Genomic DNA, 13,200 nt, shown 5'->3' with positions numbered 1-13,200 from the left:
TCGCGCAGAGCCCCGTTATCGCGCGTCTCGACGAGCGCCGCCATGCGTGCCCCGCACCTAGTGTGGAGGGGTGACCGCACCCCGCCGCCTCTGGAGCGGCTCGGCGGTGCAGCTCGGCAGCCTCGTCAGCGTCAACTTCGGCTCGGCCGTCGCCGGCCTGCTGATCCCCGCGGTGGGGGTGATCCCCGTCGTCGCCGCCCGGCAGCTCGTGACCGCCGCGACGCTCGCGCCGTTCTGGCGGCCGACGCGTGCGAGTCTCACATGGCGGCGGCTCTGGCCGGCCGTCGTGCTCGGTCTCGCCCTGGTCGGCATGAACCTGACCTTCTACCTCGCCGTGCACCTGCTCGGCCTCGGCATCGCGGCGGTGCTGGAGTACCTCGGCCCCTTCGCTCTCGCCGTGCTCGGCTCGCGGCGGCTCGTCGACGGACTCTGCGCGGCCGGTGCTGCCGGCGGGGTGGTGCTGCTGTCCGAGGCATCTGGTCGCCTCGATCCCCTCGGCGTGGTCTGCGCACTGCTCGCCGCCGCGTTCTGGGCCGCCTATATCCTGCTCTCGCGCCGCGTCGCGCTCGCGCTGCCTGGACTCGAGGGCATCACCGTCGCCAGCATCGTGACCACCGTCCTCGCGGTTCCGGTCGCGCTCGCCACGGTCTCGTGGCAGCGCGTGACGCTGCGCGACGCACTGCTGCTGCTCGCGCTCGGCGTGCTGTCGAGCGCGGTGCCCTACAGCCTCGACGCCTTCGTGCTGCGTCGTCTGACGCCCCGCATCTACGCCGTGGTGACAGCGTTCGGCCCCGCGGTGGCAGCCGTGTTCGGCTGGCTCGTGCTGCAGGAGAGCTTCACGCTCGCCATGATCGCCGGCATCGCGCTCGTCATCGCGAGCTCGGCCGTCGCGATCTTGAGCCATCGCGAACCTGATTCACAGGCTGCCGCCGTCGCACAGCAGGCGGGCCCGGCGTAGCCTGCCAGCGTGCTGTTCCGCGACCGCGACGAGGCGGGCGAGATGCTCGCCGACGTGCTCCTGAACCTGAGGGGCGCGCACCCTCTCGTTCTCGGCATCCCACCGGGCGGCGTGCTCGTCGCGCGCGTCGTCGCCGACCGGCTGGGTGCGCCGCTGGGTGCACTGGCAGCCGGGTCGTTGGAAGGCACACCCTTGACCGCCGGCGCCCTCTCCGGCCGCACCGTCATCGTGGTCGACGAGGGCATCGACACGGGCGCGACCATGCAGGCCGCACTCGAGAAGATCGCTGCGGCCGGCCCGGCGCACGTCGTCGCCGCCGTGCCGATCGCGCCGCAGCGACACCGCGTCAGCAGGCTCGCCGCCGATCTCTACGCGGTGGTGCGGCCCGACCCCGGCTCAGGCATCCGCCGCTGGTATGCGCGGCTGCCGGACGTCACCGCCGACGAGGTGCGAGCCGCACTCGGCGATGCGACTCAGGACTGGGCGTACGCGGGCGCGACCTCGTTGTGAGCGTGGCCGACCGTGTAGATGCGCATGTCGTTGGTCGTGCCGGGAAGCCCGGGGGGCGAGCCGGAGATCACGACGACCTTCTCGCCGTAGCTCGCGAGACCCTCGCCGACCAGCGTGTCGTCGACCTCGCGGAAGTACTCGTCGGTGTAGGTCACCTTCTCGACCAGCGAGGACTGGATGCCCCACACGAGCGCCATGCGGCGCTGGATCGCCGGGTCGGTCGAGAAGGCGTGCATCGGAATGCGGTGGCGCAGCCGCGACATGCGGCGCGCCGTATCGCCGGACTCGGTGAAGATGCAGACGAACTTCGCGTCGACGAACTCGGCCACGTCGGCCGCGGCGAGCGTGACCGCGCCGCCTTGGGTGCGCGGCTTCGTGCCGAGCGGGGGCACGCGCTCGAGGCCGTGCTCCTCGGTCGACTCGATGATGCGGGCCATGGTCTGCACGGTGATGGTCGGGAACTCGCCCACGCTGGTCTCGCCGGAGAGCATGACGGCGTCGGCGCCGTCGAGGATCGCATTGGCGCAGTCGGATGCCTCGGCGCGCGTCGGCCGCGGGCTCGAGATCATCGACTCGAGCACCTGGGTGGCCACGATGACGGGCTTCGCCATGCGGCGCGCGAGCTCGATGGCGCGCTTCTGCACGATCGGCACCTGCTCGAGCGGCAGTTCGACACCGAGGTCGCCGCGGGCGACCATGATGGCGTCGAACGCATCGATGATCTCCTCGAGGGCGTCGACGGCCTGCGGCTTCTCGATCTTCGCGATGACGGGGATCTTGCGGCCCTCTTCGGCCATGATCTCGTGCACGCGATCGATGTCCTTGGCATTGCGCACGAAGGAGAGCGCGATGTAGTCGGCGCCGAGGCGCAGGCCCCAGCGCAGGTCGGCCTCGTCCTTCTCGCTGAGCGCGGGCACGTTGACGGCGACGCCGGGCAGGTTGATGCCCTTGTTGTTCGAGACGGCGCCGGGAACGGTCACCTCGGTGACGACGCGGGGCCCGTCGACGGAGACGACGCGCAAGCCGACCTTCCCGTCGTCGATGAGCAGCGGGTCGCCCGGCTTGACGTCATGGGGCAGGCCCTTGAACGTCGTGCCCGAGATCTCCTGATTTCCGACGATCTCGTCGGTGGTGATCGTGAAGGTGTCGCCCTCGGCGAGGTCGTAGGGGCCGGCCTCGAACTTGCCCAGGCGGATCTTCGGACCCTGCAGGTCGACCATGACGGCGACCGGCTTCTTCAGGTCGTCTGCGGCCTTGCGCACGTTCGCGTAGACGCCCTCGTGCACGTCGTAGCTGCCGTGGCTGAGGTTCATGCGAGCCACGTCCACGCCGGCTTCGATGATCGCGCGGATCGCTTCGTAGCTCGATGTTGCGGGGCCGAGGGTGGCGACGATCTTGGCTCGTCTCATAGGTTCCGTGTTCAGCTTTCTGGACTCGTGTCGGATGGCGCGGGCGGAGGCCTTCAGCGCGTTTACAGGCTAATGCCTCGCTCGGTCGCCTTGATAGGCGCGGGCAGCTGGGTCTCCCCCTCGAGGTAGCGGTCGACCGCTGCGGCCGCGGCACGGCCCTCGGCGATCGCCCAGACGATGAGCGACTGCCCGCGGCCGGCGTCGCCCGCGACGAACACGCCGGGCTCTGCGGTCGCGTACTCGTCGTCGCGCACGGCGTTGCCGCGGCCGTCGAAGCGCAGGCCGAGCTGCTCGGTGAGGAACTGCTGCTCGGGGCCGGTGAATCCCATCGCGATCAGCACGAGGTCGGCGGGGATCTCGCGCTCGGTGCCCGACTTCGGCACGCGGCGGCCGTCGACGAACTCGGTCTCGGCGACGCGCAGGGCGCGCACCTCGCCGGCGTCGTTCCGCAGGAACTCGACGGTCGACGCGAGGAACTCGCGCTTGCCGCCCTCCTCGTGGGCGCTCGACACCTCGAAGACGCGCGGGTCCATCGGCCACGGCTCGTGCTCGGCGCGCTCGAGCGGCGGGCGGGCGCCGATGGCGAGGTTGGTGACGGATGCCGCACCCTGGCGGTGCGCCGTGCCGATGCAGTCCGCGCCGGTGTCCCCGCCGCCGATCACGACGACGTGCTTCCCCTCTGCGGTGATCTGGTTCGCCACGGCATCCCCCGCTCCCACACGGTTCTGCTGGGTGAGGTACTCCATCGCGAAGTGCACGCCGGGCAGGTCGCGACCGGGGATCGGCAGGTCGCGGGGCACCATCGCGCCGGTCGCGACGACGATCGCGTCGTAGCGGTTGCGCAGGTCGCTCCAGGTGATGTCGGTGCCGATGTCGATGCCGGCGCGGAAGCGGGTCCCCTCGGCGGTCATCTGGGCGAGGCGCTGGTCGAGGCGCCTCTTCTCCATCTTGAAGTCGGGGATGCCGTAGCGCAGCAGCCCGCCGATGCGGTCGTCGCGCTCGTACACCGCGACCGTGTGGCCGGCGCGCGTCAGCTGCTGCGCGGCGGCGAGTCCGGCGGGGCCCGAGCCGACGACCGCGACGGTCTTGCCGGTGAGGCGCTGCGGGGGGTTCGGCTCCACCCAGCCGTGATTCCAGGCGTCGTCGATGATCGAGACCTCGACCTGCTTGATGGTCACGGCAGGCTGGTTGATGCCGAGCACGCACGCCGACTCGCAGGGCGCCGGGCACAGCGTCCCCGTGAACTCGGGGAAGTTGTTCGTCGCGTGCAGGCGCTCGATCGCCTGGCGGCCCTCGCCGCGCCACGTGAGGTCGTTCCACTCGGGGATCAGGTTGCCGAGCGGGCAGCCGTGGTGGCAGAACGGGATGCCGCAGTCCATGCAGCGACCCGCCTGGCGGCGCAGCTGCGTCGCGTCGCCCTGCTCGTAGACCTCTTTCCAGTCCATGAGCCGCACCGAGACCGGCCGCCGCTTGGGCAGCTCGCGCTCGGTGGTCTTCAGAAAGCCCTTCGGGTCAGCCATTGGTGGCCTCCAAAATCCTTGACCAGACGACGTCGCCGTCGGGGTCCAGTCCCTCGCTGACCGCCTGCTGCCGCGTCTCGAGGACGGCGGCGTAGTCGCGGGGCAGCACCTTCACGAATTTGGCGGCGGACGCCTCGAAGTCCGCCAGGAGCGCCGCCGCGAGCGGCGAGCCGGTCTCGGCCACGTGCTTCTCGAGCAGGTCGCGCAGGATCTCGGCGTCGACGCTCTCGAGCGGCAGCAGGCTGAGCTCGCCGGAGGCGAGCGACTGGGCGTTCACGCGGCCCTCGTGCAGCTGGTACACGTAGGCGGTGCCGCCCGACATGCCCGCGCCCAGGTTGCGGCCCGTCTCGCCGAGGATCACGGCCAGACCGCCGGTCATGTACTCGAGCGCGTGGTCGCCCACGCCCTCGACGACCGCCGTCGCACCCGAGTTGCGCACGAGGAACCGCTCGCCCACGATGCCGCGGATGAACATGGTGCCCTGGGTGGCGCCGTAGCCGATGACGTTGCCGGCGATGACGTTCTCCTCAGCGGCGAAGCCCGCCGTGCTGCCGGGGCGCACGACGATCTGGCCGCCGGAGAGGCCCTTGCCGACGTAGTCGTTCGAGTCGCCGACGAGGCGCAGCGTGATGCCCGCGGGCAGGAACGCTCCGAACGACTGGCCGGCGGAGCCGGTCAGCGTGACGTCGATCGTGCCGGACGGCAGTCCGTTCTCGCCGTGGCGCAGCGTGACCTCGTGGCCCAGCATCGTGCCGACGGCGCGCTCGGTGTTCCGGATCGGCAGGTCGAGCTTCACGGGGGTGCCGTTCGCCAAGGCATCCGTCGCCGCCTGGATGAGCTGCACGTCGAAGTGCTTGTCGAGCTCGTGGTTCTGCTGCCGGGCGTTCTTGCGCGGCTCGTCGTCGGAGAACTCCGGGCCGCGCAGGATCGGCGTGAGGTCGAGCCCCGAGGCCTTCCAGTGCTCGATCGCACGGCCCGTGTCGAGCACCTCGGCGTGGCCGATCGCCTCGTCGATCGAGCGGAAGCCGAGCTCGGCGAGGTACTCGCGCACCTCCTGCGCGATGAACTCGAAGAAGTTCACGACGAACTCCGGCTTGCCGCTGAAGCGCTCGCGCAGCACCGGGTTCTGCGTCGCGACGCCGACCGGGCAGGTGTCGAGGTGGCACACGCGCATCATGACGCAGCCTTCGACGATGAGCGGGGCGGTCGCGAAGCCGAACTCCTCCGCGCCGAGCAGCGCGCCGATGACGACGTCGCGGCCGGTCTTCAGCTGGCCGTCGACCTGTACCACGACCCGGTCGCGCATCCCGTTGAGCATGAGCGTCTGCTGCGTCTCGGCGAGGCCGAGCTCCCACGGGGTGCCGGCGTGCTTCAGCGAGTTGAGCGGGCTCGCGCCCGTGCCGCCGTCGTGGCCGGAGACGAGGATGACGTCGGAGAGCGCCTTGGCGACGCCCGCCGCGACCGCGCCGATGCCGTTCTCGGACACGAGCTTCGTGTGGATGCGGGCCTTCGGGTTCGCGCGCTTCAGATCGAAGATGAGCTGCTTCAGGTCCTCGATCGAGTAGATGTCGTGGTGCGGCGGCGGCGAGATGAGGCCGACGCCGGCCGTCGCGTGCCGGGTGCGCGCCACCCACGGGTACACCTTCTGCGCCATCAACTGGCCGCCCTCGCCGGGCTTGGCGCCCTGGGCGAGCTTGATCTGCAGGTCGGTGGCGTGCGTCAGGTACAGGCTCGTGACGCCGAAGCGGCCCGAAGCGACCTGCTTGATCGCGCTGCGGCGCTCGGGGTCGAGCAGGCGCTCGGGGTCCTCGCCGCCCTCGCCCGTGTTCGACTTCGCGCCGAGGCGGTTCATCGCGATCGCGAGGGTCTCGTGGGCCTCCTTCGAGATGGAGCCGTAGCTCATCGCCCCCGTCGAGAAGCGCTTCACGATCGATGCGACCGACTCGACCTCGTCGAGCGGCACGGCGGGGCGCAGACCCTGCTTGAAGGTGAACATGCCGCGCAGGGTCATGAGCTGCTCGGCCTGGTCGTCGACGAGCTTGGTGTAGTCGCGGAACACGTCGTAGCGGCGCGTGCGCGTCGAGTGCTGCAGGCGGAAGACCGTCTCGGGGTTGAACAGGTGCGGGCTGCCGTCGCGGCGCCACTGGTACTCGCCGCCCGTGTTGAGGCGCTCGTGCACGCGCACTGCGCTCTCCTCCGGGTAGGCCTGGCGGTGGCGCGACAGGTTTTCGGCGGCGATGACGTCGATTCCGACGCCGCCGAGCTTGCTGACGGTGCCGGTGAAGTAGGTGTCGACGAGCTCCTGCGAGAGGCCGACGGCTTCGAACGCCTGGGCGCCGGCATAGGAGCCCACCGTCGAGATGCCCATCTTCGACATGATCTTGAGCACGCCCTTGCCGAGCGCCTTGATCAGGTTCTTGACCGCCTTCTCGACGGTGAGGCCGGTGATCATGCCCGCGTGGACGAGCTCCTCGACGGTCTCCATGGCGAGATACGGATTCACCGCAGAGGCGCCGTAGCCGACGAGAAGCGCCACGTGGTGCACTTCGCGCACGTCGCCCGCCTCGACCACGATGCCGACGCGCATCCGGTTCTCGGTGCGGATCAGGTGGTGGTGCACCGCCGAGACCATGAGCAGCGACGGGATCGGCGCGAGGTCCTTCGTCGAGTCGCGGTCGGAGAGCACGATGAACGCCGCGCCCTCGTCGATCGCGTGGTCGACCTCGTCGCACATCTCGGCGAGGCGCTCCTCGAGGGCCTTCTCGCCGGCATCCGGTCGATACAGGCCCTTGATGACCCGCGTGAGGCGCGAGCCGGGCCGCGGGTCGATGTGCTGGATCTTCGCGAGCTCGTCATTGTCGATCACCGGGAAGTCGAGCACCACCTGGCGAGCGTGCTGCGGAGTCGCCGCGAGCAGATTGCGCTCAGGGCCGAGGCCGAGGCGCATCGAGGTGACGACCTCTTCCCGGATCGAGTCGAGCGGCGGATTGGTGACCTGCGCGAACTGCTGCGTGAAGTAGTCGAACAGCAGCCGGGGGCGCTTCGAGAGCACCGCGATCGGGGTGTCGCTGCCCATGGCGCCGAGCGGCTCCGCGCCGTTCTTCGCCATCGGGGTGAGCAGGATGCGCACCTCTTCCTCGGTGTAGCCGAAGGTGCGCTGACGGCGCCGGACGGACGCGGGCGTGTGCACGATGTGCTCGCGCTCGGGAAGGTCGGCGAGGTTGATGGAGTTCTTCAGCCACTCGTCGTACGGCTGCTCGGCGGCGAGCTGCGCCTTGATCTCGTCGTCCTCGATGATGCGGCCGGCCTCGGTGTCGACGAGGAACATGCGGCCGGGGCGCAGGCGGCCCTTGCGCACGACCTTCGCGGGGTCGATGTCGAGCACGCCGGTCTCGCTGCCGAGCACGATCAGGCCGTCGTCGGTCACAAGGTAGCGCGCGGGGCGCAGGCCGTTGCGGTCGAGCGTGCCGCCGACGAGCGAGCCGTCGGTGAAGACGAGCGCGGCGGGGCCGTCCCACGGCTCCATGAGCGCCGCGTGGTATGCGTAGAACGCCTTGCGAGCCGGGTCGATCTCCGTGGCGTTCTCCCACGCCTCGGGCACCATCATCATGACGGCGTGCGGCAGCGAGCGACCGGCGAGGTTGAGCAGCTCGAGCACCTCATCGAAGCTCGCCGAGTCGCTGGCCCCCTCGGTGACGATCGGGAACAGCGGGCGCAGGTCGCCGAGCAGCTCGGACTGGAGCTGCGACTGGCGGGCGCGCATCCAGTTGCGGTTGCCCTGCACCGTGTTGATCTCGCCGTTGTGCGCGAGCATGCGGAACGGCTGCGCGAGCGGCCACGACGGGAAGGTGTTCGTCGAGTAGCGCGAGTGCACCAGGGCGAGCTTCGAGGCGAAGCGCTCGTCGGAGAGGTCGGGGTAGAACGGCTCGAGCTGGAGCGTCGTGACCATGCCCTTGTAGACGAGCGTGCGCGCCGACAGCGACGCGAAGTAGGTGCTGAGCTCGCGCTCCGCGCGCTTGCGCAGGCGGAACGCCAGCCGGTCGAGCGCGACGCCGCTGCGGGGGCGGAAGCTCTCGTCGAGGTGGTCGGTCGTCACGTAGAGCTGCTCGATCGCGGGCATCGCCCCGCGGGCCAGGTTGCCGATCTCGTCGGGGCGGGTGGGCACTTCGCGCCAGCCGATGACGGTCAGCTGCTCTTCCTCGGCGATGTGGGCGATGGCCTCTTTGACCTGGGCGCGCTCGACCTCGTCGGTCGGCAGGAAGGCGTTGCCCACCGCGTAGCGCCCGACCTCGGGCAGCTCGAACGGCGCGACGGCGCGCAGGAACGCGTCGGGGATCTGCGTGATGATGCCGGCGCCGTCACCGGTGCCCGCGTCGGAGCCGACCGCGCCGCGGTGCTCGAGGTGGCGCAGCGCGTTCAGCGCGTTGTCGATGATGTCGTGGCCTGCGGTGCCGCGCAGCGTCGCCACCATGGCGAGGCCGCAGGCGTCCTTCTCGAAGCGCGGGTCGTACATGCCCTGCGCGGCAGGCAGAGAACTGAAAGGCATAGGCGCCATTTTCAACCGTCCTCACGTGAATCGGGGATAGTGACTTTTGGGACGCCATCGGCCCACGAGAAGTCGGTCTGTGCGGTGCGGGTGCCTTGCCGACGGTGCGTTATGAGCCGGTGTGGCTTGTGGCCTCGGCATCGCCCTGCACGGGCTCTTCCGAGTGTACGACATCGTTTTGCGGCGTCTCGCCCGCGGCATCCGTCGCCTCGGTCTTGGCGTCCGCATTCGGCGTCCACTCGAAGCCGCGTCGGTACACGCTCGGCTCGGCGCCGGGGTGGCGGTGGTGCTGCACGGCGATGATCACGATGCCCAGCACGACGGCCGCGAAGGCCGCCCAGACGTTGCTGGGGATGCCGGCGAAGCCGAACTCGCTCGGGTCGATGCGGATCGACTCGAGCCAGCTGCGGCCCGCGCCGTACCAGATCAGGTACATGCCGAAGAACATGCCCCAGCGCGGCTTGAAGCGCCGCTCGATCGCGAGCAGCACGACGATGCCGAGCACGTTCCAGATGATCTCGTAGAGGAACAGCGGGTGGAACACGGTGCCGTCGGGCAGGCCGGCCGGGTATGCCTTGTTCGTGCTCGGGATCTCGAGCCCCCACGGCAGCCTGGTCGGCAGGCCGAACAGCTCGTTGTTGACGTAGTTGCCGAGACGGCCGACCGCCTGCGCGAGCAGCAGGCCGGGCACGAGCGCGTCGGCGAACGACCAGAAGCGCAGCTTGTGCTTGGGGGTGATGCACGCGAGCCAGAGGCCGACGGCGCCGCCGATCAGCGAGCCGAAGATCGCGTTGCCGCCGTCCCAGATGGCGAACACGTTCCAGAGGTTGTCGCCGGTCGCGAAGTAGTCGTGCGGGTGGGTGACCACGTGGTAGGCGCGGGCGCCGATGATGCCGAGCGGCACCGTCCACAGCACCACGTCGAGGACGATGCCCGGCTCGCCGCCGCGCTTCGTCAGGCGCGCGTGCGTCCACCAGGCGGCGACGATGATGCCCGCGAGGATCAGGAGCGCGTAGAGGTGGATCGTCAGCGGCCCGATCGGGAACGACTGCCATGAGGCCGGCGGGCTCGGGATGCTCGAGACAAGCGCTTCCTGCAAGGTGATGGTGCCTTCCGTGGGTGTCGCCGCCGCGGTGCTGCGGGGCCGGGAGAAGTCTAGGGGGCGAGCCTATGTGCTCTGTTACGGGCGCTCAGCGGGCGGTGCCCGCTGCGAGGGACGCGGCGGCGGCGCGGACGCCGGTCACTCCCCCGTCGGCGAGCGCCTTGACGAGCATCGAGCCGACGATCGCGCCGTCGGCGTAGTCGAGCACCTCGCCGACCTGCTCGCCCGTCGAGATGCCGATACCGACGCACACGGAGTCGGCGCCGGCCTCGCGCAGCCGCCCGACGAGCACGCGCGCGGCGTCGTCGACGGATGCCCGGGCGCTGGTCACCCCCATGGTCGAGACGGCGTACACGAAGCCCCGCGAGGTCTCGGTCGCGAGCCGCAGCCGCTCGTCGGTCGAGGTGGGCGCGGCGAGGAACACGCGATCGAGCCCGGTGCGCTCGCTGGTGGCGATCCAATCGGATGCCGAGTCGGGCGTGATGTCGGGGGTGATCAGCCCCGCGCCGCCGGCCTCGACGAGTTCGTCGGCGAAGCGGTCGAGCCCGAACTGCACCACAGGGTTCCAGTAGGTCATCACGAGGGCGGGTGCCGAGACCTGCTCGCGGATCCGCCTCACCGCCTCGAAGACGTCTCGAATGCGGAATCCGTTCGACAGCGCCTGCTGCGTCGCCGCCTGGATCACCGTGCCGTCCATGACGGGATCGGAATACGGCAGCCCGAGCTCGAGCACGTCGACGCCGCCCTCGACGAGGGCGACCGCCGCGTCGATCGAGGTCGTGAGGTCGGGGAATCCGATCGGCAGGTAGCCGACCAGGGCGCCCTTGCGGCTCACGCGGGCGCCCGCGACGGCGGCCGCGACCGGCGAGGTCGTGGTGTCGGTCATGACTGCTCGGCCCCCTCGTCGAGCAGGCCGAAGTACTTCCCCGCGGTCGCCACGTCCTTGTCACCGCGGCCTGAGAGATTCACGAGAATCAGCGCGTCGGGCCCGAGCTCGTGCCCGAGCTTGATGGCGCCCGCAAGAGCGTGCGCCGACTCGATCGCCGGGATGATGCCCTCGGTGCGGCATAGCAGCCGGAACGCCTGCATCGCCTCGTCGTCGGTGATGTTGCGGTACTCGGCGCGGCCCAGATCCTTGAGCCAGGCGTGCTCGGGGCCGACGCCCGGGTAGTCGAGGCCGGCCGAGATCGAGTGCGACTCGAGGGTCTGGCCGTCCTCGTCCTGCAGGACATACGTCTTGTTGCCGTGCAGGATGCCCGGCCGGCCCTCTTCGAGCGTGGCGCCGTGCTTGCCCGAGTCGAGCCCGTAGCCGCCCGGCTCGAAGCCGTACAGCTTGACGTCGGTGTCGTCGAGGAAGGCGTGGAAGATGCCGATCGCGTTGGAGCCGCCGCCGACGCACGCGGCGATCGCGTCCGGCAGCCGGCCGGTCAGCTCGAGCACCTGGGCGCGCGCCTCTTCGCCGATGATCTTGTGGAAGTCGCGCACCATCGTGGGGAACGGGTGCGGGCCGGCGACCGTTCCGAGCAGGTAGTGCGTCGTCTCGACGTTGGCGACCCAGTCGCGGAACGCCTCGTTGATGGCGTCCTTCAGGGTGCGCGAGCCGGTCGTGACCGGCACGACCTCGGCGCCGAGCAGGCGCATGCGGGCGACGTTGAGCGCCTGCCGCTCGGTGTCGACCTCGCCCATGTAGATGGTGCACTCCATGCCGAACAGGGCGGCCGCGGTCGCGGTCGCGACGCCGTGCTGGCCGGCACCGGTCTCGGCGATGAGGCGCGTCTTGCCCAGCATCCGCTTCACCAAGAGCGCCTGGCCGAGCACGTTGTTGATCTTGTGGCTGCCGGTGTGGTTGAGGTCCTCGCGCTTCAAGATGATGCGGGCGCCGCCGGCGTGCTGCGCGAAGCGCGGGGCCTCGGTGATGATCGAGGGCCGGCCCGAGTAGGTCTTGTGCAGAGCGGCGAGCTCGGCGGCGAAGCCCGGGTCCTGCTGCGAGGCGTGCCAGGCATCCGTCAGCTCGTCGAGCGCGGCGATCAGCGACTCGGGCATGAAGCGCCCGCCGAACGCGCCGAAATCGGGTCCGGCGACTTCGCGGAGTGTCATGGGTGGTCCTTAGCTGGGTCCGTCTCAGACGGACAGGAACTTCTCGAGCGTGCGGATCGGGTCGCCGTCGGTGACGAGCGCCTCGCCGACCAGCACGACGTCTGCGCCCGCCTCGCGGTAGCGCGCGACGTCTCTGCGCTTGAGGACAGCGGATTCCGCGACCCGGACGACCCCGGCGGGGATGCGGTCGGCGACACGGCCGAACAGGTCCTTGTCGAGCTCGAAGTTGGTGAGGTCGCGGGCGTTCACGCCGATGAGGCCTGCGCCGATCTCGAGCGCGCGGTCGATCTCCTCTTCGGAGTGCGTCTCGACGAGCGCGGTCATGCCGAGCTCGCGCGCGAGCTGGTGCAGGCCCGCGAGCTTCTTCTGCTCGAGCGCCGCGACGATCAGCAGCACGAGGTCGGCGCCCGCGGCGCGCGCCTCGAAGATCTGGTACTCCGTGGCCATGAAGTCCTTGCGCAGCACGGGGATGCTCACGGCGGAGCGCACGGCCTCGAGGTCGGCGAGGGAGCCCTTGAACCTGCGCTCCTCGGTGAGCACCGAGATCGCGCTCGCACCGCCGGTCTCGTAGGTCACCGCGAGCTGCGCGGGGTCGGGGATCTCCGACAGGTCGCCGCGCGAGGGGCTCGCGCGCTTCACCTCGGCGATGATCTTGACCTGCTCGGCGGGGGCGAGCCACTCGAGCGCATCGAGCGCGGGAGCCTGCGCGAGCGCGGCCTTCTCGACCGCCGACTTCGGTCGGGCGGCCTTGCGGGCGTTCGCGTCGGCGACCGAGCCGGCCGTGAGGTCGGCGAGCAGGGACATTAGTGACCCTTGGGCTGGTACTTCTCGCCGCCCACGCCGTAGCCGGCCTTCTTCATGACCCAGCCGACGATGAGGCCGATCACGACGAGGCCGCCGCCGACGAACGCGACCAGCCAGGGCTGGTCGAACCAGAAGAACAGGGTGCCGAGGGTGAAGCCGAGCAGCATGATGATCACCGCCGTCCACGCAGCCGGCGAGTGGCCTTCGCCGAGTTCCTCGTGTTCGGGGGCGTTCGTGGTGCCGCTCATGTCTCT

At 70.3% G+C, this 13,200-nt stretch carries 10 protein-coding genes; 2 read left to right on the top strand and 8 right to left on the bottom strand.

What is annotated here, in order from left to right; all coding sequences use genetic code 11:
* Positions 1-70: 70 nt before the first annotated feature.
* Both ABD708_RS06945 and ABD708_RS06940 read left to right on the top strand, forming a co-directional pair.
* Complete coding sequence (locus ABD708_RS06945) at positions 71-958, top strand: EamA family transporter (protein WP_344752654.1); 888 nt, start codon at positions 71-73, stop codon at positions 956-958.
* A 9-nt stretch (positions 959-967) separates the two neighbouring features.
* Positions 968-1,468, top strand: a complete 501-nt coding sequence (locus ABD708_RS06940) for a phosphoribosyltransferase family protein (RefSeq protein WP_344752652.1) — start codon at positions 968-970, stop codon at positions 1,466-1,468.
* Here ABD708_RS06940 and pyk read toward each other — a convergent pair.
* The 8 genes from pyk to ABD708_RS06900 form a co-directional block, all read right to left on the bottom strand.
* Positions 1,432-2,877 (bottom strand): pyruvate kinase, encoded by a 1,446-nt coding sequence (gene pyk, locus ABD708_RS06935; protein WP_344752650.1) that lies wholly within the window; start codon positions 2,875-2,877, stop codon positions 1,432-1,434. The genes ABD708_RS06940 and pyk overlap by 37 nt on opposite strands.
* Before the next feature lie 62 nt (positions 2,878-2,939).
* Positions 2,940-4,397 carry a glutamate synthase subunit beta gene (locus tag ABD708_RS06930; RefSeq protein WP_344752648.1) on the bottom strand — a complete coding sequence of 486 codons (1,458 nt, stop codon included), beginning with the start codon at positions 4,395-4,397 and terminating at the stop codon, positions 2,940-2,942.
* Positions 4,390-8,943, bottom strand: coding sequence for a glutamate synthase large subunit (gene gltB, locus ABD708_RS06925; RefSeq protein WP_344752646.1), 4,554 nt, complete (start codon positions 8,941-8,943; stop codon positions 4,390-4,392). The genes ABD708_RS06930 and gltB overlap by 8 nt, the downstream gene beginning before the upstream one ends.
* A 109-nt stretch (positions 8,944-9,052) precedes the next feature.
* Entirely contained in the window at positions 9,053-10,048 is a 996-nt protein-coding gene (gene lgt / locus ABD708_RS06920; RefSeq protein WP_425553264.1) for a prolipoprotein diacylglyceryl transferase, read from the bottom strand.
* A gap of 85 nt (positions 10,049-10,133) precedes the next feature.
* Positions 10,134-10,931 carry a tryptophan synthase subunit alpha gene (gene trpA, locus ABD708_RS06915; protein ID WP_344752641.1) on the bottom strand — a complete coding sequence of 266 codons (798 nt, stop codon included), beginning with the start codon at positions 10,929-10,931 and terminating at the stop codon, positions 10,134-10,136.
* A complete protein-coding gene (trpB, locus tag ABD708_RS06910; protein WP_344752638.1) occupies positions 10,928-12,142 on the bottom strand; it encodes a tryptophan synthase subunit beta in 1,215 nt (404 codons plus the stop codon). The genes trpA and trpB overlap by 4 nt, the downstream gene beginning before the upstream one ends.
* A 24-nt stretch (positions 12,143-12,166) precedes the next feature.
* The gene (gene trpC, locus ABD708_RS06905) at positions 12,167-12,940 is read right to left on the bottom strand and encodes an indole-3-glycerol phosphate synthase TrpC (protein ID WP_344753377.1); all 774 of its coding nucleotides are present in this window, start codon (positions 12,938-12,940) and stop codon (positions 12,167-12,169) included.
* Between the two features lie 5 nt (positions 12,941-12,945).
* The gene (locus tag ABD708_RS06900) at positions 12,946-13,194 is read right to left on the bottom strand and encodes an HGxxPAAW family protein (protein ID WP_344752636.1); all 249 of its coding nucleotides are present in this window, start codon (positions 13,192-13,194) and stop codon (positions 12,946-12,948) included.
* Positions 13,195-13,200 lie beyond the last annotated feature (6 nt).

Source organism: Gryllotalpicola koreensis, assembly GCF_039538185.1.
Taxonomy (GTDB): domain Bacteria; phylum Actinomycetota; class Actinomycetes; order Actinomycetales; family Microbacteriaceae; genus Gryllotalpicola; species Gryllotalpicola koreensis.
The sequence above is the reverse complement of the archived record's forward strand: the minus strand, read 5'-3'. Positions and strand labels throughout refer to the sequence as shown.